We start from the raw sequence: 24,036 nt of genomic DNA on the forward strand, positions 1-24,036 counted from the left end.
GCCCGAAAAGGCAAACGGAGCGCATTGGGTTCCGCCAGCGGGGCCCCGGCCGGGTTCGCGGCCCACAACCCGGCGCATGGCCCGGCCGTTGACGACGGGGCGTGTGCGCCCCGTCAGGGGTGGGCGCCCGGGGCCCTGTTCCCCTTTTTTACATCACCAGTCCCTTAACAATCATGGATATGCACTACGTCCGGCGCGGTGCTGGCAAGCCCCTTTTGCTGCTCCACGGCATCGGCGGCAGCTGGCGCTCGTGGCAAACCATCCTCGACGGGTTGGCCGTTGCGCGCGACGTCATCGCCGTCGATTTGCCCGGCTTTGGCCAAACTCCGCCCTTGGTGGGCCCCGTGACCATCGCCGCGCTGGCCGACGCCGTGACGGCTTTCCTGGAGGCCCACGACCTGATCGGCATCGACGCAGTGGGCAGCTCAATGGGGGCCCGGCTGGTGCTGGAGCTGGCGCGGCGCGGCGGGGTGCTGGGCGCAGTGGTGTCGCTCGACCCCGGTGGTTTCTGGAAAGGCTGGGAGAAGCCGGTGTTCTACCGCAGCGAGGCGCTGGCAGTGCGGCTGGTGAGGGCCCTGCAACCTGTTATGCCGGCCATTACCCGCAGCAAGGTGGGGCGCACGCTGCTGTTATCCCAGTATGCGTACTACCCGCGGCGGGTCTCTCCCCACGTGGCGCTGGACGAGATGCGCACCTTCGCCAACGCCCCGTCGTTCGACGAATTGCTGACAGACCTGGTCGAGGGCCGACAGCAGCAGGGGGCTCCCAAGGGCACCATTACTGCCCCGTTGGTTATCGGCTGGGGCCGCCAGGACTACGTGTGCTTTCCCTACCAATCGACGCGGGCACTAGCCAAATTCCCCGACGCCCGCCTGTACTGGTTCGAGCACTGCGGCCACTACCCGCAGTGGGACCAGCCCGCTGAAGCCACCCGCCTCATCCTAGCCGCCACTGGCGGCCAGCGCTTCCTCGACGCCGACATTGCCCAACGCACCCCGGCCTACGCCGTGAACAAGCCCAGGGTGCCTAAAGCAGCCGCGGTGGCCGGCGTGGTGGCCCTGGTGGCAGGCAGCGTCTGGCTGTTGGTAAAGAAAAAGCGCCGGTAAACGCGGATTGCCAGCCTAAAAAAAGCCCCTGCTAAGCCGCACGACGCGGCCCAGCGGGGGCTTTTCGACTGGGGGCCCCACTGGCGGGGGAGCCGCTTGGATGCTAGTTGGCGGGCGCGGCGGCGGCTTGCTGGCGGCGGGCGTCTTCGGCCTGGTAGTAGGCCAGTTCCTGCTGGTAAGGCTGCAAGTCCCAGTTCGAGCGGGCACGGGCCACGCTCACGGCGGCGCTCTGGATGGCCGTGCGCTGCTCGGGCGTGCAGATGATGCCGCCGGGGGTGGCGAGCATAGCGGCGTGGCACTGCTCAAGCTGGGCTTCCAGGGCGGTGATTTGGTCGGCGCCTTTCTTGGGCAGCTGGTCGGCGGGGGTGCGGTGCAGCACCAGCTCCTTGGGCTGCGCCGCGATGGTGGCGGCGGTGTTGGCGGCGGCATTCTTGTCGGCCGTGGCCTGGTCGATGGGCTGCACGGGCACCGGTTGCTTGTCCTTGGCAAGGGCGCGGACGCCCAACCTAGTGCCCAGGCTGATTAGGTGAATCATGTTGCTCCCTTGGGCCTGCGCCGCCTGACCGGCACCCAATCCTGACAATAAAACAACGGAGAATAAGAATCTTTTCATTAAAAAGGAGATAGAGGGTTCGGTGCAGAAAATTACGTGAGGGGCCCCTGAAAAACAAGCGTTCCTCTGCCCCCAAACCGCACCGCGCAGCCCCCGGCCTTCCCCGCAAACGCGTCCTGATGGCCAGCCCAAGGCCGCGCGGCGTGGCCCCTGCGTGCCCAAGCCGGGGCGTTGCGGCCGTTGCGGAGCCACTTGCCCAGCCCGCAACCGTGCGGGTCCGCGTAGGTCTGCGGCCTGCGCGTAGTTTCGTCTGCCCCAACCCTCCTTTCGCCTGCCCCATGCCCAGATCGTTGCACTATTACCCGGCCGACCTGGCCCTGGCCCTGGGCCAGCATTGGCCGGCCACGGCGCCCCCGCTGCCACCCGCCGAGGTGCTCACCGCCTTTATCTCGACGCTCTACCAGGCCAGCCTGCTGGCCGAAGAGGGCCGCCCCGTCGTCTGCCACTTGGTGCTGGCCACCCAGGCCGAGCTGGAAGCCCAGCCGGTGACGCTCACCGACTTCCACCTGGTAAGCTTTGCCGAGCCGCGCGCCTACTCCGAGCAGGAGCTGCGCCGCCTCAGCCCGGCCGTGCAGCAGTCCAGTAGCCTGCTGGCCGTGGCCCCCACCGCCGACGGCAGCTTGCAGCTCTGGGGTATGCTCTTCAGCGAGCATCAGTGGGACCAGCTCGTGGACCAGCCCCGCCTGACCACCGCCCGGCCGCCGCGCGCGCTGCTGGTGCAGGTGAGCGGCCCCGGCAGCCTCGTGTTCTACGACGGGGCCCAGCGCGTGCTCACCCTGCAGCGCGGCCGCATCGCTGGCCACGGCTTCGTGTCCTTCCCGGAGGCCTGGGCCAAGGGGCGCTTCGTTGAGAACCGTGCGCTGGCCGGCGATGCCCTGCCGAACCCTGAGCTTACCCCCGAGCAGGAGGAGCTGGTGGTGCGCCTGACCTTGCAGCTGCAACGGCGGGCCCTGACCCGCATCCGAACCGGCGGCCACGGCGCGCTGATCGTGCTGATGCCCACCGACCGGGTAGTAGCCCTGACGGCCGCCGGGGGCGTGCTGCGCCCCAAGTACCGGCTGATGCCCGGCGGGTCGGGCCCCCGCTTCACCGCCCTGGCGCAGGCCGTGGTGCGCCGCCTGGCCCAGCTCGGGGAGGTGAGCTGGGCGCACTACCAGCAGGCGCACAACGATGCCGAGCTAATGTCTCTAACGGCGGAAATTGAACATTTTGCCGATTACCTGGCGGGGCTCGCCGCCGTCGATGGGGCCCTGGTGCTCACCCAGCAAATCGACGTGGTGGGGTTTGGGGTGGAGGTGCAGGCCACGCAAGTGCCGCTGGAGCGCGTGTACCGGGCCCTCGATTTGGCGGCGCAGGAGCGCCAGCCCCTGGCCTTCGACCACGGGGGCACCCGCCACCGGGCGGCCTACCGCCTCTGCCTGGCCGCGCCCGAGTGCCTGACCATCGTGGTTTCGCAGGACGGCAACGTGCAATTCGTGCACGAGCAGGCCGGGGAAGTCATCGTTTGGGACCAGCTGACTTACTAGCCTGAAAAGCTGGTTGGCTGAGCTGCCTTTGAGCTGCTAAGCGCCTAAGATGGGCGCGTGAGTAGGCAGGGGGAATACCGAACGCGACCAGCCATTGCCTGGCTAGCTAGCGAGCAGGTGAAGTATTGCTTAAGTTTGTGGGACTTTACGCCTTGCCCATGCCCAACGCCCTCGTATTGATTGGCTTAACCAGCTTGCCCCTGCTTTGCCGGGCGCAAGAAGCGCCACCAGAGAAAAGCGCTTACGTGGGGGTAAAGCTATCCATGCAAACCGGTCAGCCATTCAATTCCTACAGCGGCAGCCGGTTTGGCCCGGCGCTCACGCTAGGCGTTCAGCTAAAGCCTGGGCTGGCGTTGGAACTAAGCAACGCCTACACGTGGCGGCACGACGTGTACCACGGCTCATACAACACCAGCTCAGGGGCGGTAGTAGAGGACAACGATAGCCGCCTTCACACCTTCACCATCCCCGTGCTGGTGCGCATTGGCCTGACCAAAGCCGCCAACCCTTGGCACGTGGATGCGCTGGCTGGGGCTACCGTGTTCGTTTACGTTACAAACCGCCACTATTTGCAAACCACTCAGGGAAAGACTACCCGCAGCGAAAACGGTACTTCCGTAGAGCACCAAGCCAGCCTAAGCTTCGGGCCCAGCGTGCGCTACACCCTGACGCCGCAAGTGGACCTCGTGGTGGACGCGCTGGCCAACCTGAGCATTTCTGGCCTGCCCTATTCCTTGGCTGGGCCCCTCAGCGGCCGGCTGTCCTCGCACATATTGGCTGGCCTGCACTATCGCCTCAAAAAGTAGCCCGCACGGCGGCCCTTCAACCTTCTGGCCAGGCCCCTAGCCTTCCTCGCCGCCCCAGGCTTGCGGGTCGGCTTCGGCCAGGAGCTGGCGCAGCTCGCCGAAGGTGGCGGTGAGGGCGGCGGCGCGCTCGGGCGGCAGGCCCGCCACGCGCCGGCCAAATACCTCGCTCACCGTCAGATCGTGCAGGAAGGCCAGGGGCCCCGCGGCGGTGGCGGCGGCCACGTCGGGCGCCTCGGTGGCGCGCTGGTGGCGGGCGCCGCGGGGGGCCTGCACGTGGGCAGCGCGCTCCTTCAGCACGGCTTGCACGCGGCGCTGCACCTCGGCGGGGGCCTCGTCGGAGCGCACCTGCACGTCGGCCCAGGCCACCAGCTCGAAGGCGGCGTTGTCGTAGGCCAAAATGCTGGCCTCCACCTCGTCCAGGGTGCCGTGGAAACGCTGGAGGCGGCGCACCACGGGCACCGGCAGGGCAGTAATAGTAGGGGCCCCGGCGCCCTTAAAATCGAGCAGCAGCACCTGCTGGCGATCGTCTGCCTCGGTGAAGGAGAGCGGCACTGGCGAACCCGAATAGCGGATGTGCGCCTGCCCGCCCACCACCTGCGGCCGGTGCAAGTGCCCCAGGGCCACGTAATCGAACGCCGCCGGAAAATCCGGGGCCCCCACCGAGCCCAGCCCGCCGATATGCACGTCGCGCTCGGCGCCCTCGCGGGCCTCGCCGCCGGCCGCGTAGAGGTGGCCGGTGGCCAGCACGGGCACGTCCTGCTCGCGCAGGCGGCGCACGGCGTCGGCCTCGGCCAGGGCCCCGTAGTGGGCGGCAATGCTCTGGCGCACGCGCAGCTGGCGCTCGTCGGGCGTTTCGCCGGCCACGGCGAGGCGAATGTCGCGGTCGCGGAGAAACGGCACGGCGCAGACCACCAGCGCGGGCCGGCCGCTGGTTTCGGCCAGGGCCACTACCTGCTCGGCGGGGTCAGTGGGCACGCCGCCCACCACGTGGATGCGCAGCCGCCGCAGCAGCTGCCGCGAGGCGTTGAGCAGGGTGGGCGAGTCGTGGTTGCCGCCCACCACCACAATGTCGCGGCAGTGGGTGCCCTGCATCTGCACCAGGAAGTTGTAGTACAGCTCCTGGGCCGCGTGCGAAGGTGTGGTGGTGTCGAATACGTCGCCGGCCACCACCAGCGCGTCCACGCCGTGGGTTTGCACGGCCCCCAGCAACCACGTCAGAAACGCCCGCTGCTCGGTCAGGCGCTCCTGCCCGGTGAGGAAGTGCTGGCCCAGGTGCCAGTCGGCGGTATGCAGTACGCGCATTTAGTTAGGAGGGAGAGGGGCCCAAAGGTACCGGGGCGGCCGCGATGCAAAACGCCCCGGCGCGGAGTGGCCGGGGCGATTATAAATTGGAAACGTACTCCGCAATGGTTAAAATCCGGGTCTTGCCCAAAGGATTCAGCACCAGTAAATCCTTGTCTCCCGTCAACAAATGGGTTGCCCGGCCATCCGTGGCAAGCGCGAGTAGAAAATTGTCCTTCGCATCGCGGCAAATGTCAACTGCTGAGGTCACCGCTATAAATTCAGCTTTTGCCTCGATTTGCACCAGCAAGTCTTGCAAATCAACCAGTGAAAAATATTTTTTGAACTTGGGACGCTGCGCCACTGCGATAAATTCCTCTAATAACTCCTGGCTGAAAAGTAGTGTTAACCCAACTTGGGCAAAGAGCTGATCCAGTTTAGAAGCGCCTTTTGTTAATAGAAAACTAATCCAAAGATTCGTATCAACAATAATTCTATGCTTTCTTCTTGGCATAGCGCTTAGTCCGAACAGCTTCTACTTCCTTGGTTATCTCATCCAGCGTAGGGACCTGGCCCGTCGCCTTGGCCCGAAGCCGATTTACTACGTCCATGAAGCCGTCCGCTGGCGTTTGCCGAATGGAAATGAGTTTTAGGTCGGCAAGGTCTTGCAGCAGCTTGTCGGCTTTGGGGTTCAGGATATCGACTTGGTAGGTAGTCATATTTATACTTGATTACAAGTAGTTTAAGTAATTAAATGATCTTGTCCGATGAGGATGTTGGCCCAGGTGCCAGTCGGCGGTGTGCAGTACGCGCATTTGAAGCAATAGTAAATCGAATTTAAATTAAGGTGTCCTTTGATGACGGGTCAGCTGCTTCGGGTATCCAGCCTAATCCTATTTGCCGGGAGTGAAGCCTATAATATGAAACCACACACTTGATAATCTCGCCTTCTTTTGGCCATTTAGAAAAATCACCTGGCAGCTGTTTGCCACCGTTGAATTCGATGTGGCCTATGTCTATCAAGCCGATGTAAGGAGTTGAAAAATTTATAAAAACCCCGAACGGCACTACTTTTTCAACCTTTCCCTTAACAACAGCTCCCACTTCTAATCCGTCTATGAATTTGTAGAAATCTCTAAATTTTTCTACTTGTGCAGCATTCGTATCACTTGGCTTTGCGCTTAGATACAGCGTGTTGTCGACGCAGTTCTTGACCACCATATCAAGGCGAGTTCCCCTTTCGGGTATCAAGCTTTCTTTAAACATTTTATAATTATGATCTTCAATTAGGTCAGCGTACGAGAGGATGCACTTGAGTTTTGAATTTGCTTTAATCTCTATGTGGCAATCAATAAAACCTCCAGCAGTCTCAAACTTTCTGTACTCCAGTACAGTGCCTGAAATGGGATGACCGATTTTATGAATAGTTCTTATTACTTCATACGAATCCATAGTTTATTAAATAGACTATTGCTAAAATAATTCGGCATTAGCTGTAAAGAACCTAATACACATTCTTTACCACTAATGCCGAATTTAATTAAGGTGTTCGTGCCTCGCACCGCCACCTAAAACCCTGCCACCGCCTCCCCCAAATCCAACACCTCCGCGCCGGGCAACGCGGCGGCCAGGATGCTTGCGCCGGCGGCCGAGCGGTAGCCGCCGGCGCAGTGCACCAGGATGGGCTTGCCGGTAGGGACTTCGTGGGCGCGCTCACGCAGCTCCGGCAGCGGGATATTTAGGGCCCCGGGGAAGATGGGTGGCTGGGCCTCGGCGGGGTTGCGGATGTCGACGATGGTGAAGCGCTCGGGGTGCTCGCGGACTGCCGCCACGTCGACCTCCGGGGCGGTGGCGGGCCGGGCGGCGGGGACTAGCAGGGCCCCCTTGATGTTGGTTTCGTAGCCGATTTTGGCAGCTTTGCGGATCACGGCGTCCAGCGCAATGTTGGAATCGGCCATTAGATAGAATGGCTCCTGGGGCCCCACGATGGAGCCCAGCCAGGTTTCGAACTTGCCGCCGTCCATCAAATTCAGGGCCCCGGGAAGGTGGCCGGCGCGGAACTGGGCGGCGGGGCGGGTGTCAACCAGCAGCACGCCGGGGGCCGGGGCGGTGCCGGGCGCCAGGTGGGGCACAGCGCGCACGCTGGCCTCGTAAGCCTTGGCACCCAGCTTGTTGAGGCGCACGCCGTGACCGAAGTACTTGGGCACGAACGGCTGGTCTTCGAGCAATACCTTCACGAACTCGGGCTCCGACATGGGCTGGAGGGCGTAGTTGGTGGCCAGCTCCTTGGCAATGGTGCTGTCGAGGTCGGGGCTGGTGGTTTTGCCGCAGAGGCTGCCGGGGCCGTGGGCGGGGTACACCTTGGTGGTGCCGGGCAGCGTCATCAGCTTGCGGCGGGTGCTCTGGTAGAGCTGGGCGGCGAGGGCCTCGCGGGTATGGCCGCCCACGGCGGCGTCCTCGCGCAGGTCGGGCCGGCCCACGTCGCCCACAAACAGGGTGTCGCCGGTGAACACGGCGCGCGTCTGGGCCAGGTCGTCCATCAGCACCACGCTGATGCTGTCGGGCGAGTGGCCGGGCGTGTTCACGGCGTGCAGCTCCACGGTGCCCACGACGATGCGGTTGCCGTCGTCGAAATTCTGGTGCGCGTACTGGGCCCCCAGCAGCTTGCTACAGTAAATGTGGGCCCCGGTTTCCTCGGCAATTTCCAGGTGCGACGACACGAAATCGGCGTGCGAGTGCGTCTCGATGACGGCCACGATTTTGGCTTCGTGCTCGTCGGCAAAATCGTAGTACACCTGTGGGTCGCGGCCCGGGTCGATGAGGGCCACTTGGCGGCCGCTGCGCACGGCGTAGCTGGCGTGGGCGAGGCCCTTGTCGTAGAACTGCTGGATTTGCACGGCCGGGGCCGCGCTACTGGGGAGGGGGGGCATGGGGGATTTTTTGCGTGGAAGCGCCGCGGCGGGGCCCCGGCAAAGCCGGCGTAGCCCCGCCGGGGCCCCATCGGTTTAGCCAAATATAAACGGCCCGGCCCAACGCCGGCCCGCCGCCGGGGCCCCCGCCTTGCCCCGAACGCAAAAAAGCCCCGGCCAGGTGGCCAGGGCTTTTACAAAACGCGCGGTGGAATAACGTCGGCGTTAGTTATTGGGGGCCAGGCCCGTGCGCTGCTGGCGTTTGGCCTTCATCTCGGTGCGCTTTTGCTGCTGCATGGCCGTGTACTGCGTGCGCTGGGCGGGCGTGAGGATGGCCTGCACCTGGGCCTCGTACTGGGCGTGGTTGGCCTTCATGGCCTGGTGCAGGGCCTTGCGGTCGGCGGGGGCCGGCGATACGGCCGTCATGCCCTGGCGCTCGGCCAGCAGGGCGGCCTGGAGGCGGCTTTGCTGGTCGGGACTGAGGCCGAGCTGCTGGGCCATTTTCTGGGAGCGGCGGGCGGCCATCTGCTCCGGCGACTTCATTTTGTGGGGCCCCTTGTGGCGGCCCTGGTGGGCCATTGGCGCGGCCGGGGCGGTTTGGGCGAAGGCGCTGGGGGTGGCCAGGGCCAGGGCGGCCAGCAGGGCGAGGGACTTGAACATAGCGAATAAAGAAAATGTGGACGAGTACGTTGGAGGGCAAAAGGCCCGGCCGGTTTAAGCGGCTTCGTCCAATGCTTTGCAAGCAGGGTGCCATAAAATGGGCCAGGGCCCAAAAAAGCTGCCTATATTTCGGGCCCTGTGCCGTGGTGCGGCGCGGGTGCTTTGGTTCGGTACCCTTCCTCAACGTTCTCTTTTTTCTAAAATATGGCCAATATTTTCGCCAAAAAACCCCTGGCCGTGCTGCTGGGCGAGGCCAACTCGACCGGCCACGGGGCCCTGAAGCGCACGCTGGGCGCGGGCAACCTCGTGGCGCTGGGCGTGGGCGCCATCATCGGGGCGGGCCTGTTTGTGCGCACCGCCGCCGCGGCCGCGCAGGCCTCGGGCCCCGGCGTCACGCTGGCCTTCATCCTGGCGGCCTTCGGGTGCGTGTTTGCGGGCCTGTGCTACGCCGAGTTTGCGGCCATGATTCCGATTGCCGGCTCGGCCTACACCTACGCCTACACCACCATGGGCGAGCTCGTGGCCTGGGTCATCGGCTGGGCCCTCATCATGGAGTACGCGCTGGGTGCGGCCACCGTCAGCATCGCCTGGAGCGAATATTTGAACAAGCTCCTGGAGGTCTTTGGGACCAGTATCCCGTACAATTTAAGCCATTCGCCCTTTGAGCACGCCGTGGTGAACGGCGTGGCCCAGCACGGCCTCATCAACCTGCCCGCACTGCTCATCATTGTGGCCCTGAGCCTGCTGCTGGTGAAAGGCACCCAGGAGTCGGCGCTATTCAACGCCGTGGTGGTGGTGCTGAAGGTGCTGATCGTCATTGTGTTTATTGCCATCGGTTGGCAGTTCATCAACCCCGCCAACCACACGCCCTACCTCATTCCGGCCGATGCCGAAGTGAAAAACTCGGCCGGCGAAGTGGTCCGTACCTACCAAGGCTTCTTTAAGCACGGCATCGGCGGCATCATCGGCGGCGCGGGCATCGTGTTCTTCGCCTTCATCGGTTTTGATGCCGTGAGCACGGCCGCGCAGGAAGCCAAAAACCCTAAGCGCGACATGCCCATCGGCATTCTGGGCTCGCTGGCCATTTGCACGGTGCTCTACATCCTGTTCGGGCACGTGCTGACGGGCGTGGCCAACTGGCGCGAATTTGCCGACCCGGCCCTGGGCGGCGAGGCTTCGGTGGCCTACGCCATCCGGGCCCACATGCCCGGCTACGAGTGGCTGGCCACGGCCGTGACGGTGGGCATTCTGCTGGGCTTCACGTCGGTAATCCTGGTGATGCTCATGGGCCAGAGCCGCGTGTTCTTCTCCATGGCCAAAGACGGCCTGATGCCCAACGCCTTCTCCGAGCTGCACCCCAAGTTCAACACGCCCTACAAGTCCAACCTGATGCTGATGGTGTTCGTGGGCCTGTTCGCGGCCTTCGTGCCCGGCTCGCTCGCCGGCGACCTCACCTCGTTCGGCACGCTGCTGGCCTTCGTGCTCGTGAGCTTGGGCGTGTGGATCATGCGCAAGTCGAACCCCGAGCAGCCCCGGCCGTTCCGCTCGCCGCTCTCCACGCCCAGCTTCCCGCTGGTGCCCATCATGGGGGCCCTGGTGTGCACGCTGCTCATCGTCGGCCTCGACCTTTTCACCCTGGAAGTAGCCCTGGGCTGGATGCTGCTGGGCTTCGTGGTGTATTTCCTCTACGGCAAGCGCAACTCCAAGCTCCAGCAGGGCATTGTGGTGGTGCCGGAGGAGATGGAGAAAGAAGCCTTCATCAAGCCCGACTCCCGCAACCGCTAGCCGGTTTGCCAGCTTCGGCTGAATTGCCTAAAAAGGGGCCCCGCTACTTGGTAGCGGGGCCCCTTTTTTATGGGAATAATGCAGACCAGCTACGCCGACTCTTGTGGCACTTCGGGGCCCCGCTGTTGGTCGAGCCAGGCCAGGGCCTCGGCCTCGCTGGTGAACCAGCCGGCGCGGAACGTGGCCGCCACCGTGGCAGCCGGCTGGGCAAAGCTGCGCAGCTGCAACGTGGCCCAGAAAGCGGGCTCAGCCACAAACGCCACGTACAGCACGTGGACCAGGGTGCGGCGCGCCCGCGGCAAAAAATCCTCCACCAGCCACTCGTACACGTCGCCCGGGCGGTCGGCGCTATCGGCGCGGCCGTCGAGGAGCCAGTAGGGGCAGCCGTGGGGGCGGGCCGTGGCCAGCAGCAGCTCGCAGACCTCGGTGAACTCCGTCACCGACAGCGGGCGCAGAACTTGGCCGTGCACCAGGGGCGGGTAGGCCTGGTAGTGCGCGGCGTAGTACGAAAGGGAAGGGGGCATGGGCGCGGGGCGCGGGGGCCCCAAACAATACGTCTTACGGCTGAAGTAATTATTTGGCGGCCTTCACTTCGCTTTGGAGCTTGAGCACCTTGTCGCCGTTTTCCTGAACGATGACCAGGGCGGGGTCTTCGGGCGAACCGTTGCGGTGGATTTCGCTGCCTTTGATGGTGCGCTTGATGGGCTCTTTGTGCACCGATTCGATTTTGCCGGTGGCCGTGCCGGTGCCGTATTTCCAGGTAACTGCGGTGCCTTTGCGCATGGGAGTAGGAGGGAAGAAGGAGTAGATAGAATAATTACTTACTGCCAATGCCGCCCGGCCGTTGCAACCCAGGGCCCCGGCCGGTTACTTTTAGGCCGTGCCCGGGCGCGCACCGGGCCCTGGGGCCCCCGCCGGGCGTTTCCCTTTTCCGCACTGCATGAAAAAAACCACTACTTCCTTGCCCATGCTGGCCGGGTTGCTGCTGGCCGGCGGCACCGCCCTGGCCCAGCCCAGCACCTACCCGCGCAACGGCGTGTACGACCAGCGCCCCGGCCTGTACGCCTTCACCCACGCCACGCTCTACGCCGACTACCAAACCCGCCTGGAAGACGCTACGCTCGTCATCCGCGACGGTAAGATAGAGGCCGTGGGGCCCGGGGCGAAGGTGAAAATCCCGGCCGGCGCCGTGGTGCAAGACCTCAAAGGCAAGTTCGTGTACCCGGGCTTCGTGGACGTGTACACGGCCTACGGCGTGCCCGAAACCAAGGCCCCCGAGCGCCGCGGCCGCCGCGACGCGGGGCCCCAGTTCGACTCGCAAAAGGCCGGCGCTTACGACTGGAACCAGGCCGTGCACCCCGAGGTAAACGCCGCCGACCTGTTTAAGGTAAACGCCGACGCGGCCGCCGCGTACCGGGCCCTGGGCTTCGGGGCGGTGCTCACGCAGCAAGCCGACGGCATCATGCGCGGCACCGGGGCCCTGGTCACGCTCAACACCGAGCGCAAGGAGAACGAAGTCATTCTGCTTGACAAAGCCGCCGCGGCGCTTTCGTTCGACAAGGGCACTTCGACGCAGGACTACCCCGGTTCGCTGATGGGCAGCATCGCGCTGCTGCGCCAAACCTACCTCGACGCCGCCTGGAACAAGCGCAACCCGCGCCGCGAGCAAAACCTGTCGCTGCAAGCCCTCACGACCCAAAAAACCTTGCCCGCCATCTTCCAGGTGCGCGACAAGCTCTCGGCCATCCGGGCCGACCGCGTGGGCGACGAAGCCGGCGTGCAGTACATCATTAAGGGGCGCGGCGACGAGTACCAGCGCCTCGACGAGCTGAAGGCCACGGGCGCCACCTTCGTGGTGCCGCTCGATTTCCCCGAGGCCTACAACGTGGAGGATGTATACGACGCCCGCCGCATTCCGCTCGAAGACCTGAAGCACTGGGAGTTGGCCCCCGCCAACGCCGCCCGCCTGGCCCAGGCCGGCGTGCCCTTCGCCATCACCGCTGCCGACCTCAAGGATAAGAAGAAGTTCCTGCCCAACCTGCGCAAGGCCGGCCAGTACGGCCTGAGCGAAACCGCCGCCCTGCGCGCCCTCACCGACACGCCGGCCCGCCTGCTGCGCGCCCAGGACCAAGTGGGGGCCCTGCGCCCGGGCCTGGTGGCCAACTTCGTGGTGTGCTCGGCGCACCTGCTGGCCGACGACAACGTGCTGCTCGACAACTGGGTGCAGGGCGAGCGGTACCAGCTCAGCACTGTGCCGGCCGACTACCGCGGCGTGTACACGCTGCAAATCGGGAAGCAGCCCGAGGGCCGCTTCCTCATCCAGGGCAAGCCCGAGGCGCCGGAACTGAAGATTGTGCCCGCCGCCGGCGACACCATCCGCGGCACCCTGGCCGTGGCTAGTGACCTGACCACCATTGTGTTCAACCCGAAGGATAAAATTGACAAGGGCAAAAAGCCCAGCACCACGCCCGGGGCCCCCGCGCCCGGCGAAGGCGCCACGCGCCTCAGCGGCTACTACGCGCAGGAGGGACGCACCTTCCAGGGCGAAGGGCTACTGGCCGACGGCACGCCGGTAAAGTGGGTGGCCCGCCGCCAGGAGGAAGCCACCCGCGCCGCGCGCCTCGACACGGCCAAGGCCAAGCCAGCGCCCGCGCTGGGGGCCCTGATGTACCCCTTCGCCGCCTACGGCCGCGCCGCGATGCCGGCCCAAACCACCACGCTCATCAAAAATGCCACGGTGTGGACCAGCGAGACCGCCGGCAAGCTCGAAAACACCGACGTGCTGCTCGAAAACGGCAAAATCAGCCGCGTGGGCAAGAACCTGGCGCTGCCGAAAGGCGGCCGCAGCATCGACGGCACGGGTAAGCACCTGGCCCCGGGCATCATCGACGAGCACTCGCACCTGGCCATTTCGGAGGGCGTGAACGAGGGCACGCAGTCGGTGACGAGCGAGGTGCGCATCGGCGACGTGATTGACCCTGAGGACGTGGGCATCTACCGCGACCTGGCGGGCGGCGTGGTGGCGGCCCAGCTGCTGCACGGCTCGGCCAACCCCATCGGCGGCAGTCGGCGCTGATAAAAATGCGCTGGGGGGCCCCGGCCGAAGCCATGAAAATCGCGGGGGCCCCGGGCTTCATCAAGTTTGCGCTGGGCGAAAATGTGAAGCAGAGCAACTGGGGCGAGCAAAACGTGCTGCGCTTTCCGCAAACGCGCATGGGCACCGAGCAGGTGTTCATAGACGCTTTCACGCGGGCCAAGGAGTACGAAAAGGAAATGCTGGCCTACAGCAAGTTGTCGAAGAAAGCGCAGGCCACGGCCGAGGCCCCGCGCCGCGACCTGGAACTGGAGGCGCTGGTGGAAATCCTGCACGACACGCGCCACATCACCTGCCACAGCTACGTGCAGTCGGAAATCAACATGCTGATGAACGTGGCCGACCGCATGAACTTCAAGGTCAACACCTTCACCCACATCCTAGAAGGTTATAAGGTGGCCGACAAGATGAAGGCGCGCGGCGTGAACGCCAGCACGTTTTCGGACTGGTGGGCCTATAAAAATGAGGTTAAGGACGCCATTCCGTTCAACGCGGCCATCATGACGAAGGAAGGCCTGAACGTGGCCATCAACTCGGACGACGCCGAAATGAGCCGCCGCCTCAACCAGGAAGCCGCCAAATCGGTGAAGTACGGCGGCCTGAGCGAGGAGCAGGCCCTGCGCCTGGTCACCATCAACCCCGCCAAAATGCTGCACCTCGACCAGCACATGGGTTCCATCAAGGAAGGCAAGGACGCCGACGTGGTGCTCTGGACCGATAACCCGCTGAGCATCTACGCCAAAGCCGCCTACACCTTCGTGGACGGCCGCGAGCTGTTCAGCCTAGAAAGCGACTTAGCCCTGCGCGCCGACATCGCCCGCGAGCGGGAGCGCCTTGTGCAGCGCATGCTGACCGAGAAGAAAGCCGGGGCCACCACGCGTCCGCCCGTGGCCAAGGCCAACAGCGCCTGGCACTGCGACACGCTGGGCGAGGAAAAGGATTTGGCGGAGTAGGTACTTCGCAACCTCACCCCCGGCCCCTCTCCTGCGGAGAGGGGTGCCAGTCGTCAGCTAAAAGCAAGTATTACTAGCCGAACGAGCAACCTGAACGCACCCCTCTCGCAGAGAGCGGGGGTGAGGTTCCCCAGTCGCAACAATCAACTTTATAACAATCAACGCCATGCGTTTCCAATTTACTTTCGCTCTCGCCTTGCTGGGGGCCCTGCCCGCCCTGGCCCAGGTGCCCGCTCCGGCGGGGCCCCAGGCCAAGCCCGTGCTCATCACCGGGGCCACGCTGCACGTGGGCAACGGCACAGTGGTGCCCAACGCCACTGTGGCCTTTGCCCAGGGCAAGCTGACCTACGCTGGCCCAGCCAGCGGTTTCACCGCCGACAAAGCGGGCTACGAAGCTGTGGACGGCACCGGCCAAGACCTGTACCCGGGCCTGATTTTGCCCAATACCACGCTGGGCCTCACCGATGTCGAATCCATCCGGGCCACCGTGGACGAGCAGGAAGTGGGCATCCTCAACCCCAACGTGCGCAGCCTCATTGCCTACAATACGGACTCCGACGTGCTGCCGACGCTGCGCGTGAACGGCGTGCTGCTGGCCCAGCCCACGCCTCGCGGCGGCCTGCTGACCGGCCAGAGCAGCGTGGTGCAGCTCGACGCCTGGAACTGGCAGGACGCCGTGGTGCGCGCCGACGAAGGCCAGCACCTGAGCTGGCCCCAGCTCATCATCCGCACCAACCCGGCCGAGGACGCCGCCGCCCTGGAGCGCCGCCAGAAGGCCCGCGAAACGAACCTGCGCGACCTGGAGCAGCTCTTCGGCGAGGCCGCGGCCTACCGCCAGCTGCCCGCCGGCCGCCGCGAAAACCTGCGCCTGACGGCCCTGGCCGGCCTTTTCGACGGCAGCAAAACGCTGTACCTGCACGCCGACTACGGCAAGGAAATCATCGAATCGGTGCGCTTCGCCAAGCGCCTGGGCGTGCAGAAAGTAGCCGTGGTGGGCGGGCGCGACGCCTGGATGGTGCTCGACTTCCTCAAGCAAAACGACGTGGCCGTGGTGGTAAGCCGCCTGCACGCGCTGCCCCGCCGCGACGCCGACGACTACGACCAGCCCTACAAGCTGCCCGCCCAGCTGCAAGCCGCCGGCATCCGCTACTGCCTCGATTACGAGGGTAGCCAGGAGGCCCCCGGGGGCCGCAACCTGGCCTTCATCGCCGGCACGGCCGCCGCGTTTGGCCTCACCAAAGAGCAGGCCCTGACGGCAGTGACGCTGGCCCCGGCCCAGCTCATGGGCATCGACAAGGCCTACGGCTCGCTCGAAACCGGCAAGAGCGCAACGCTCGTACTCAGCAAAGGCGACTTGCTCGATATGCGCACCAACAACGTCACTGCCGCCTTTATCGACGGCCGCCGCCTCAGCCTCGAAACCAAGCAAACGGCCCTCAACCGCAAGTTTTTAACCAAGTACGGCCTGAACTGAAGAGGTGTTCGAGCAAGCTGAAAAACGGCCGGGCTGCCCATATCGTCGCATTTGTTTCGCTCAGCAAACCGCTGCTACTGTGAGATAAATGCAGCGGTACGGGCAGCCCGGCCGTTTTTGGGCAATGCCAACCGTGCGCTGGGCTACGGTTCAGCCTTTCTTCAAATAAAACAGCTTCAGCGGCGCTAAATGCAGCCAAGCGGGCGTTTCAGTCGTTCATAGCGTCTTTTGCGCTTACTTTAACCTAGCGCGTGCGGCCCGCCGTGCGCTCCTGCCATGCGCCGTTTGCTGCCTTTAGTGCTGTTGTTTTGTTCATTGGGGGCCCTGGCCCAGGGCCCCTTCCAGCCGGATGAGCGGGCCTACTACGGCCTGATTGACCGGGGCAGCGGGCGCTGCCTCGACGTGGTGGGCGCTGGCACTAATGCCGGCGACGCGGCCGTGCAGTGGGAATTCACCCACTCTAATAGCCAGCAGTGGCGCTTCGTGCCGGTGAGCGCGGGCAGCGAGTATTTTCGCATCGAGGCCAAGCACAGCACCTTGTGCCTCACGGTGCCCAAGCCCGGCGAGGCCGTGCCGCTGGTGCAGCAGCCGTTTCAGGGCGGGCTGGGGCAGCAGTGGCGGCTGGTGCCGGCGGGGCCCCTGGGCAACTTCCTGTTCGAAAACCGGCTCGAAGGCCGCGTGGCCGGCCTGGCCGCTGCCGACAAGTTCAACGGCACGCCCATGCAGGCCCAGAAGGCCAACGGCCGGGCCAGCCAGCAGTGGCACCTGTTCCGGCTGCGCCTGAACGTGGCCCCGGGCCCCGGCTTCGGGCCCCGCGAGCCCCTCACGGCGCTGAACTCGGCGGGCAATGAGCTCGGCCCGGTGTTGGCCCCCGACGGGCAGACGCTGTACTTCGGCCGCACAAAATTTGCCGGCAACACCGAGGGCAACACCGATACCGGCGACGCCTGGGCTTCCCAAAGCCCCAACAAGGGCAAAACCTGGGGCCCCCCGCAACGCCTCGACGCGCTGAACACGCCCCAGAACAACGGCGTATTGGCCGTGGTAGGGGCCCAGGGCCAAACGCTGCTTGTGCGCGGCACCTACAACCGCGAGGGCTTCCGCGACGAGGGCGTGAGCCGGGTGAGCCGCACCGCCGCGGGCCCCCCCGGCGGCACGCTCAAAAACCTGCACTCGGAGGACGTGGACGTGGCCAGCTACTACACGGCCGTGCCCGCCACGGGCTTTTTTATGACGGCCGACGAGAAAATCCTGCTGCTCTCGCTCGAACGCGGCGACGCGGAGGGTGGCAACGACCTCTACATCAGCCGTCCCGTGGGCGCGGGCGGCTACTCGGCCCCCCAGAGCCTGGGCCCCGTGCTGAACTCGCCGGGCTTTGACTTTGCCCCGTGGCTTACGCCCGACGGTAAAACGTTGTATTTCAGCTCGTATGGCCACATGGGCTACGGCGGAGCCGACGTGTTCGTGAGCCAGCGCCTCGACGATTCGTGGACGCGCTGGAGCGAGCCCCAGAACCTGGGCCCCGCCCTGAACGGCCCTGGCTTCGACGCCTACTTCAGCCTGGCCGCCGACGGCGAAACGGCCTACTTCGCCTCGTCGGCCACCGCCAATGCTTCGGCCGACCTGTTCCGCGCCGGCCGTGCTGCCCCCGATACCGCCGTGGTGGCCGCTGGCCCCGCCCCGGTATCGGAAACCAACCGGGCCTTCGTGAGCGGCCGGGTGCTCGACGCCCGCAACCGCCAGCCCGTGCCCGGGGCCACCGTGCGGGCCGTGCTGCTGCCCAACGCGGAGGGCGTGCAGTTCGAAGCCACCGCCCGCACCGACGCCGCGGGCAGCTTCGTGCTCTCGCTGCTGGCCGGGCGCTACCGGGTGGCGGGGGCCAACGGCTTGCTGTCCAGCGTTGATACCGTGGCCTTTGCCGGCAACTCGGGCCGCGATCTGCTGCTGCGCCCCGCCGCGGTGGGCGAAAAGGTGGACCTGCCCACCATCATCTTCGCCCAGGGCAAGGCCACCCTGCTGGGCACGTCCTACACCGAGCTGAACCGCTTGGCCATTGCCTTGCAGGCCGAATCCGGCACGGAGGTGCGCCTCGAAGGCCACACCGACAACGTGGGCCCCGCCGACAAAAACCAGCAGCTCTCCGAAGACCGGGTGGCCGAAGTGAAGCGCTACCTGGTGAAGCGCGGCATCGATGAGCAGCGCATCAGCACCGTAGGCTACGGCGGCTCGCGCCCCCGCTTCGGCAACGACCGCGAGGAAACCCGCCGCCTCAACCGCCGCGTCGAGCTGGTGATCGTGAAGTAGGTTTTTTTAGCTGTTGGCTGTTGGCCCGTCATGCTGAGCGCCGCGGAGTCAAAGCATCTCTATTGCTTACTAAGCAGCTAGATTTAGTGAACTATAGAGATGCTTCGACTCCGCGGCGTTCAGCATGACGCGCTAAAGAAGTGAAGCTTTAGCAATAGTTTCCTTCCAGCGCTTTTTCGACGCCTTTTGAACTGTAAGCTAACAGCCAGCAGCCACTAACTAACAGCCAACAAAACCTACTTGCCCGTCACCTTGAACTCGGTGCGGCGGTTGAGCTGGCGGCCGGCCTTGGTGGCGTTGGGGGCCACGGGGCGGGTGTCGCCGTAGCCGGCAGCGGCCAGGCGGGCGGCGGCCACGCCGTGCTGGGTGAGGTAGGTTACCACGGCTTGGGCGCGGCGCTGGCTCAGGTCCTGGTTGGCAGCGGGCTTGCCCACGTTGTCGGTGTGGCCGGCCATTTCGAGGCGAAGGGTAGGCTGATCGGTGAGCAGCTTTTGCAGGCGCTCCAGCTCGGCGGTGCTTTCGGGGCGCAGGATGGCTTTGCCGGTGTCGAAGAAGATGTTGTTGAGCACAATCACCACGCCCACCTCCAGCTTTTTCAGCGGCACGTCCTTGATGACCTCGGCGTAGGCGGCCTCGGCGGGCAGGTCGAAGTTTTCGGAGTGGAACAGGTAGCCCTCCTGCCGCACCACGATGCCGTAGTTGGTGCCCGAGGGCAGGCTTACGAGGTACTTGCCCGAGGTGGCGTTGCTGTGGAAGGTGGCAATTACCTGGTTTAACTTGTTGTCCACCAAGTCAATGGTGGCCTCCAGGGGCTGGTGGGTGGCGTCGTCCGTCACGGTGCCCTTGAGGATGGTGACGCGAGCCGTGGCCACGGCCACCGGTGGCGAGAGCAGGGTTTGGGCCACCGGCGCGAGGCGCGAGGCCAGCAGCTGGCTTTCCTCGCTGAGCACGGGCGCTTTCTCGGGGCCCAAAAACGTGACGCGGTAGATGTCCTTGCCGCCCTGCCCGCCCGGCCGGTCCGACGAGTAGTACCCATGCCGGCCCGAGGCCGAGGTCACGAAAAATACGTCGTCGTCGGGCGTGTTGATGGGCCAGCCCAGGTTTTCGGGGGCGCTCCACTGGCCGTTGGTCAGCGTCGACTTGAAGATATCGTAGCCACCCATCGAGTTGTGGCCTTCTGAGGAGAAGTACATCGTCCGGCCGTCGGGCATCATGAACACGCCTTCCTCGCCATAGGGCGTGTTGATGGCCGCGCCCAGGTTTTCGGCGGGTCCCTTGCCTTCCAACTCAATCTTGTAGATGTCGCGCCCGCCGCGGCCGCCCTCGGGCTTGTCGCTCACGAAGTACAAATAGCGCCCGTCGGGCGAGTACGAGGCCGACGACTCGTGGTAGCGCGTGTTCACGCGGTTGCCCAGGTGCAGGGGCTTGCCCCAGGCCGCGCCCTTGAGGTTGGACTCGTTGAGGTCGCCGCCGTTTTCGTCGTCGTACACCAGCAGGCGCTGGCCGTCGGGGGCCAGGGCCACGGTGGCGTCGTGGCCTTCGGTGTCCACCGGGGCCCCCAGGCTGGCGGCCGGGCGCCAGCGCTTGCCCTGCCAGGCAGTCTGGTAAATGTCCTCGTAGTAGCTGTCGCCATCGGGGTCCTTCTTGGCGTTGGGGCCCCCGGGGCGGCGCGAGGTGAAGAGCAGCGTGGCCTCGTCGGCCGATACCACGGGGCCATAGTCGGAAAAAGTCGAGTTCACTTCCGGCCCGGCGTTGTCGACGAACACGCGCACGGGGTGCTTTTGCAGCTCCTGGCCGTTGCGGCACTCGCGCAGGCGGCGGGCCAGGTCGTCGGCCGTTAGGGTGAGGGCCCCGTCGGCGGCGCGCTTGCCGCCGCCCATCGGGGTGGCGCGCTGGTATTCCTTGATGGCCTCGGCCCACTTGGCGTTCAGGTGCAGGGCGCGGCCCAGTAAGTAGTGCGTGCGCGAATCGTCGGCCGGGGCCAGGGCCTGGGCGCGCTGCAAGTAAGGCAGGGCCAAGGCCTTGGTGCCCGAATGCAGGTAGCAGTCGCCGATTTTGCTGTTGAGCGCCGCGTTGTCGGGGTTGAGCTGCTGGGCTTGCAGGAAGTGGGGCAGGGCCGCGCCGTAGTTGGCCGGGTCGGCGGCGTAGGCGTCGTCGCCGGCCCGCAGTTCGCGCAGCGCGTCCTTCAGCGCATCCTTGTCACCCCCAAATTTCTCCTTAGTAAACTCCACGCTTTGGGCGTGGGCCGTAGCGGCGGCCAGGCTGCCTAGGAGCAGTACGGACCGGGTAAAAGCACGTATCATATAATAAGTATTGAGCTGTTAGCTTTTAGCTGATAGCCATTAGCTTTTCAATTGATAACTAGACTACTACATCCGAATTAATGTATAATTGATTCGGGCCAGGTACTTGAGCAGGCGTAGTGGCTGCAACTAAGGGCTACTTGCCGGCCGGTACTTCGGCGGCGTCGCCGGCGCAGCCAGCGGCCGCGGCGTAGTCGTTGCCCACGGCCAGGCCCAGGGCGGCGGCCTGGTGCCAGTCTTGGCAGGCCTCGTCGGCCTGGCGCAGCATTTCGCGGGCGTGGCCACGGTTGAGGTAGGCCTCGGCGTACTTGGGGTTGAGGCGCAGGGCCTCGGTGGCGTCGGCGTTGGCCTTGGCATAGTGCTCCAGCTTCAGCTCGACGGCGGCGCGGTTGTTCCAGGCGTAGGCGTACTTGGCGTCAAGCGTGATGGCGCGGTCGAAGTCAGCCAGGGCCCCGGCGTAGTCCTTGTTCTCAAACCGGGCGTTGCCGCGGTTGGTGAAGGCCAGCGGGTTGTCGGCTTTTTGGGTGAGGTAGGCGTCGTAGTCGCGCAGGGCCTCGGGCAGCTGGCCGGTGCGGCGCTCAGCGGCGGCGCGGTTCAGCAGGGCCGGCAGCAGGGTGGGCTGCAGAGCCAGGGCCTTGGTGTAGTCCTGCACGGCGGCGGGCCAGTTGGCCAGCTCCAGGTTGGCGCTGGCGCGGTCGTGGTAGGCGTAGGCGTAGTTGGGGTCGGCCTTCACGGCCCCGTCAAAATCGTCGCGGGCGGCCTGGTACTCGCCCTTCTCGAAGCGCAGCACGCCGCGGTTGTACCAGGCCGGGGCGTAGGCGGCGTTGGCCTGCAGCGCCGCGCCGTAGTCGGCTTCCGCCGCGGGGCCCTCGCCGGCCGCCTCGTGGGCCTGCGCCCGGCCGAAGTAGTGGGCGTAGGCCCCCGGCTCCAGCTTTAGCGCCTGGTCGTAGTCGGCTACGGCGGCGGGGTAGTTCTTGAGGGCCAGGCGGGTAGCAGCGCGGTTGGCGAAGGCGGGCGCAAAGTCGGGCTTGGCGGCCAGGGCTTGGTTGAAGCTGGCCAGCGCCGCCGAATAGTTCTGGGCCGAGTAGTTGGCCAAGCCGGCGTTGTAGGCTTTTTCGGCCAACTGCCGGCCAGGCAACGTGCTGGCCCGCACGCTGTCAACTTGGGCCCGGGCCGGGGCAGCGCACAGGAGTGCGCCCGCGCAAAGGCCCCAGGCGAGGAGAGGAATGGTTCGCGGCATAGCGGTAGCGAATAGGATAAAGGCTAAAAAATCCGTGGCGGATGCTGCGAAGGTAAGGCTGTTTTACGAATTGTACATTTTAAATAATTATTGACTTTTTACAAGATTTTTATTGGCATTTAATGGATTCCAACTTGCGCTTGGCTCCGCTGGGGCCCCAGGCGGCTGGTAGCAGCGCGCCGCCAAATGAAGCCGTCGAGCACGTAGTGAGTGCTTTGGGGCAGAGCCAGCAGCGGCACCAGCCAGGCAAGCCACGCCGCGCGCGACACGTCGGGCAGCGCCTGAAACCAGCCAAACACCGGCCCGTGCTCGCGCCACACCAGGCCGTCCCACAGACCTTCTTCGAGGTAGGCAAACACCGCAATCAGCCCCAGAAATGCCAGCCAGCCGTACTTGCCCGCCCAGGGGCCCCGGCGCGGCGGCGCGGCCACCGTGGCCGATGTTGGCCGGCCCTGCCACACCAGCGCCAGGTACGGCACCCCGTGCGACACCACGTTGAGCAGCGTGAAAGCCAGGTCGCCGTTGCACCACACGATGCCCGCGTACCATGAAACCGCGGTGCCGGCCAGCAGCAAATTGCGCGGCACGTTGAAGGCGCGGGTGCGGCGCCACAGCCACAGCTCGCGCCCCGCGTAGGCCACCAATAGGGCCCCGTAAAGGGCCGTGGCCCAGTGCCGAGCTGCGGGCCAGTCGCGCTGCACAAAGTCGCCGTCCACAAACCAGTTGAAGTTGCGCGGCGGCGACAAGTGCCAGTACACCAGCGGGTAGAGCGTGGCGGCGTAGATGGTGGCCGTGGCCAGCCACGCGCCCGGTGCGGGGCCCTCGCGCCGGGCGTACAGCCGCAAAAAGCCGTATTGCTGCCGAATGAAGTGGAACACCGCCAGGTACGCCAGCGCCCGCCAAAACCACAGCCCACCCGCGCTGTGCAGCGCCACGCCCGCCGCGTAGCAGGCCAGCGGCGCCACCCACAGCAGCGTGCGCCGCTCGCGCCGCCGCACCGGGTCGAAGTAGGTTTGGAAAAGCGTGCCGTACACGTGCGCCACGTCGATGAGCAGCACAAGGCCCACCCAAGCCAGCAGCGGCAGCTCGCCGGTGGCGCGGAAGCGCGCGGGCAGCACCAGCACCACCAGCAGGGCCACGAAGGGCGGCGCCAAAATTAGTAGCCCATCATAGCGGGCCGAGCGAATCCAGGGCTGGGAAGAAGCGGGGGCGTTCACGGAGGGAAATATGCGCAGAAATGGCCGCCTGAATGTAGCGCGGACTTTAGCTACGCTGACCTTCGGTTGTAGTCCGCGGCACTGCCCGGTCGCTGCCCGGTTTGTAGCGTGGACTGTGCGAGTCCGCGCGTTAAATGGTTACTCAACGATTGCCGTCGGGACGAAACGAGAGCCGTGGACTACAACCGAAGGTCAGCGTAGCTAAAGTCCGCGCTACAGAATGGGCAGCTTCTGTTCAAAGCGCGGACTCGTAGAGTCCACGCTATATTCAGGCTGTACCTAATAGCTCCCGCGCGGCCCGGATGCCTTGGTAAAAGGCTTCCTCGAAAATAGAGATGCCGCTGAAGTCAGTGTGGGCGAAGAAGATACGGTTTCGCACCGGGCGCTGGGCGGCGGCCCGGCCAGGGCCCCACAGCAGGCCGGGCGTGGGGGCTACCATGCCGTGGCCCCACACCCAGAGGTCGGCCCGCTGGAGGTAGGGCGTCACGCCGGGGTGGTAGGTTTCGAGCTCGGCCACCACGCGCGGCAGCCACTGCGCGTAAGATGTTTGGTAGGCGTGACGGCGGGCCAGGTCGGGGGCTTCGTCGGTGAGGGGCCAGTAGAGGGTGACGACTTTGGGGCCCCCGGTGTCCTGGGTCAGGTCCTGCTGGTTGGCGTTGATGTAGCCCAGCGAGGCGCTACCGTAGCGCACGTTGTCCCAGCTCAGAGGCCGGCCGGGGCCCTGTGGCAGGCCGGCCGACCGGTGAGGTTGGCGATGAGCCACGG

Annotated in this window: 20 protein-coding genes and 1 pseudogene; 8 read left to right on the forward strand and 13 right to left on the reverse strand. The window is 65.3% G+C overall.

What is annotated here, in order from left to right:
* The first annotated feature begins 179 nt into the window (after positions 1-179).
* Positions 180-1,106: an alpha/beta fold hydrolase gene (locus BEN49_RS10235; protein ID WP_070742964.1), complete on the forward strand. Its 927-nt coding sequence runs from the start codon at positions 180-182 to the stop codon at positions 1,104-1,106.
* A 103-nt stretch (positions 1,107-1,209) separates the two neighbouring features.
* Here BEN49_RS10235 and BEN49_RS10240 read toward each other — a convergent pair whose 3' ends face one another.
* Positions 1,210-1,719: a hypothetical protein gene (locus BEN49_RS10240; RefSeq protein WP_125916709.1), complete on the reverse strand. Its 510-nt coding sequence runs from the start codon at positions 1,717-1,719 to the stop codon at positions 1,210-1,212.
* Positions 1,720-1,997: 278 nt separating this feature from the next.
* On the opposite strand from BEN49_RS10240, the gene BEN49_RS10245 reads away from it, so the two are divergent.
* Together BEN49_RS10245 and BEN49_RS10250 are read left to right on the forward strand one after the other, a co-directional pair.
* Complete coding sequence (locus BEN49_RS10245) at positions 1,998-3,245, forward strand: putative sensor domain DACNV-containing protein (protein WP_158022819.1); 1,248 nt, start codon at positions 1,998-2,000, stop codon at positions 3,243-3,245.
* Positions 3,246-3,508: 263 nt separating this feature from the next.
* A complete protein-coding gene (locus tag BEN49_RS10250) occupies positions 3,509-4,051 on the forward strand; it encodes a hypothetical protein (RefSeq protein ID WP_158022820.1) in 543 nt (180 codons plus the stop codon).
* A 36-nt stretch (positions 4,052-4,087) separates the two neighbouring features.
* On the opposite strand, the gene BEN49_RS10255 is transcribed toward BEN49_RS10250, so the two are convergent.
* The 6 genes from BEN49_RS10255 to BEN49_RS10275 form a co-directional block, all read right to left on the reverse strand.
* The gene (locus BEN49_RS10255; RefSeq protein ID WP_070742971.1) at positions 4,088-5,353 is read right to left on the reverse strand and encodes an exonuclease SbcCD subunit D C-terminal domain-containing protein; all 1,266 of its coding nucleotides are present in this window, start codon (positions 5,351-5,353) and stop codon (positions 4,088-4,090) included.
* 79 nt (positions 5,354-5,432) lie between these two features.
* A complete protein-coding gene (locus BEN49_RS10260; protein WP_070742973.1) occupies positions 5,433-5,846 on the reverse strand; it encodes a putative toxin-antitoxin system toxin component, PIN family in 414 nt (137 codons plus the stop codon).
* A complete protein-coding gene (locus BEN49_RS10265) occupies positions 5,827-6,051 on the reverse strand; it encodes a hypothetical protein (protein ID WP_070742975.1) in 225 nt (74 codons plus the stop codon). The genes BEN49_RS10260 and BEN49_RS10265 overlap by 20 nt, the downstream gene beginning before the upstream one ends.
* A gap of 118 nt (positions 6,052-6,169) precedes the next feature.
* Positions 6,170-6,784, reverse strand: a complete 615-nt coding sequence (locus BEN49_RS26770) for a hypothetical protein (protein WP_125916713.1) — start codon at positions 6,782-6,784, stop codon at positions 6,170-6,172.
* Between the two features lie 116 nt (positions 6,785-6,900).
* Entirely contained in the window at positions 6,901-8,262 is a 1,362-nt protein-coding gene (locus tag BEN49_RS10270) for an MBL fold metallo-hydrolase (RefSeq protein ID WP_083325976.1), read from the reverse strand.
* A gap of 204 nt (positions 8,263-8,466) precedes the next feature.
* Positions 8,467-8,901 (reverse strand): DUF4890 domain-containing protein, encoded by a 435-nt coding sequence (locus BEN49_RS10275; protein ID WP_070742976.1) that lies wholly within the window; start codon positions 8,899-8,901, stop codon positions 8,467-8,469.
* A gap of 204 nt (positions 8,902-9,105) precedes the next feature.
* On the opposite strand from BEN49_RS10275, the gene BEN49_RS10280 reads away from it, so the two are divergent.
* A complete protein-coding gene (locus tag BEN49_RS10280) occupies positions 9,106-10,686 on the forward strand; it encodes an amino acid permease (protein WP_070742978.1) in 1,581 nt (526 codons plus the stop codon).
* Between the two features lie 89 nt (positions 10,687-10,775).
* On the opposite strand, the gene BEN49_RS10285 is transcribed toward BEN49_RS10280, so the two are convergent.
* Together BEN49_RS10285 and BEN49_RS10290 are read right to left on the reverse strand one after the other, a co-directional pair.
* Positions 10,776-11,210 (reverse strand): hypothetical protein, encoded by a 435-nt coding sequence (locus BEN49_RS10285; RefSeq protein WP_070742980.1) that lies wholly within the window; start codon positions 11,208-11,210, stop codon positions 10,776-10,778.
* Positions 11,211-11,259: 49 nt separating this feature from the next.
* Entirely contained in the window at positions 11,260-11,469 is a 210-nt protein-coding gene (locus BEN49_RS10290; RefSeq protein ID WP_070742982.1) for a hypervirulence associated TUDOR domain-containing protein, read from the reverse strand.
* 157 nt (positions 11,470-11,626) lie between these two features.
* Here BEN49_RS10290 and BEN49_RS10295 point away from each other — a divergent pair, with 157 nt between their 5' ends.
* The 4 genes from BEN49_RS10295 to BEN49_RS10305 all read left to right on the forward strand — a co-directional run bounded on the left by BEN49_RS10295 (position 11,627) and on the right by BEN49_RS10305 (position 18,511).
* The gene (locus BEN49_RS10295; RefSeq protein ID WP_239691899.1) at positions 11,627-13,762 is read left to right on the forward strand and encodes an amidohydrolase family protein; all 2,136 of its coding nucleotides are present in this window, start codon (positions 11,627-11,629) and stop codon (positions 13,760-13,762) included.
* 5 nt (positions 13,763-13,767) lie between these two features.
* Positions 13,768-14,733, forward strand: a complete 966-nt coding sequence (locus BEN49_RS29490; protein ID WP_239691900.1) for an amidohydrolase family protein — start codon at positions 13,768-13,770, stop codon at positions 14,731-14,733.
* Positions 14,734-14,899: 166 nt separating this feature from the next.
* Positions 14,900-16,207: an amidohydrolase family protein gene (locus tag BEN49_RS10300; RefSeq protein ID WP_070742984.1), complete on the forward strand. Its 1,308-nt coding sequence runs from the start codon at positions 14,900-14,902 to the stop codon at positions 16,205-16,207.
* Between the two features lie 276 nt (positions 16,208-16,483).
* The gene (locus BEN49_RS10305; RefSeq protein WP_083325977.1) at positions 16,484-18,511 is read left to right on the forward strand and encodes an RICIN domain-containing protein; all 2,028 of its coding nucleotides are present in this window, start codon (positions 16,484-16,486) and stop codon (positions 18,509-18,511) included.
* Between the two features lie 236 nt (positions 18,512-18,747).
* On the opposite strand, the gene BEN49_RS10310 is transcribed toward BEN49_RS10305, so the two are convergent.
* From BEN49_RS10310 to BEN49_RS27820, 4 genes and pseudogenes are all read right to left on the reverse strand, one after another.
* A complete protein-coding gene (locus tag BEN49_RS10310; protein ID WP_070742987.1) occupies positions 18,748-20,814 on the reverse strand; it encodes an OmpA family protein in 2,067 nt (688 codons plus the stop codon).
* A 136-nt stretch (positions 20,815-20,950) separates the two neighbouring features.
* Positions 20,951-22,054: a tetratricopeptide repeat protein gene (locus BEN49_RS10315; RefSeq protein WP_070742989.1), complete on the reverse strand. Its 1,104-nt coding sequence runs from the start codon at positions 22,052-22,054 to the stop codon at positions 20,951-20,953.
* A gap of 119 nt (positions 22,055-22,173) precedes the next feature.
* Positions 22,174-23,271: a hypothetical protein gene (locus BEN49_RS10320; protein WP_070742991.1), complete on the reverse strand. Its 1,098-nt coding sequence runs from the start codon at positions 23,269-23,271 to the stop codon at positions 22,174-22,176.
* A 268-nt stretch (positions 23,272-23,539) separates the two neighbouring features.
* Positions 23,540-24,036 (reverse strand): annotated as a pseudogene (locus BEN49_RS27820) (FAD-dependent oxidoreductase); the annotation flags it as partial.

Source organism: Hymenobacter coccineus, from assembly GCF_001816125.1.
In the GTDB taxonomy this organism is placed as follows: Bacteria; Bacteroidota; Bacteroidia; order Cytophagales; family Hymenobacteraceae; genus Hymenobacter; species Hymenobacter coccineus.